Here is a 620-nt window from a genome sequence, read left to right on the forward strand (position 1 = left end):
CTGCCAGCCATTATTGCGCTTGCCAGTGGCGATGTCATCCTTGCCTTCGCCGATGATGTAGGTCGCGGCCAGGTCCAGCGTGCCGTTTTCATTGACGGGAATCTCGCCAAAGATGAAGTTCTGGCGCACGGCCGATTTGGTGTTGACGCCGCCGTTCGGCAACGGGACCTTGACGTCGTTGTCCTTGAAGAAGGCGTACGAGAATTTACCCGGTCCTGCAGGAATGCGGTCCAGGCCGGCGCCCGTGCCGTTCATGTTGATGTACTGCAAGTCCAGCATGTGGATGTCAGGACGGTAGTAGAAGCGCTTACCTATCCAGGCCGTGCCGCCGTTCAGGAAATCGAGTCCCTGCGCTTCCACATAGGCCTTGACGATGCCCAGTTTGTTGTCGCCGAAATCCGAGTTTGGTGCGTAGGCGTTGACCCAGATGGTGGCCAGGTAGTTCACGCCGCCGGACTTGGCGACGGACTTGGTGTAGCCGAATTCCGTGTAGGCGTCGCACTCATTGCCCAGACGGTATTTCATGGTGTTGCCACCCAGGCCGAAGCAGCCTTGCGAACCGCCACCGCCCGAAGTATTGCTGCCGGCGCCAGCGCGCAGGTAGCCGTGGAAGCCTTCGG

General features: G+C 59.8%; 1 protein-coding gene. It reads right to left on the bottom strand.

Features of this window, described 5'->3' with window-relative positions; genetic code table 11:
- Positions 1-620 (bottom strand): carbohydrate porin (locus CSQ93_RS28560; protein ID WP_199534542.1); only part of this gene is annotated, 620 nt, incomplete at both ends.

Source organism: Janthinobacterium sp. BJB426 (assembly GCF_002735705.1).
In the GTDB taxonomy this organism is placed as follows: Bacteria; Pseudomonadota; Gammaproteobacteria; order Burkholderiales; family Burkholderiaceae_D; genus Janthinobacterium.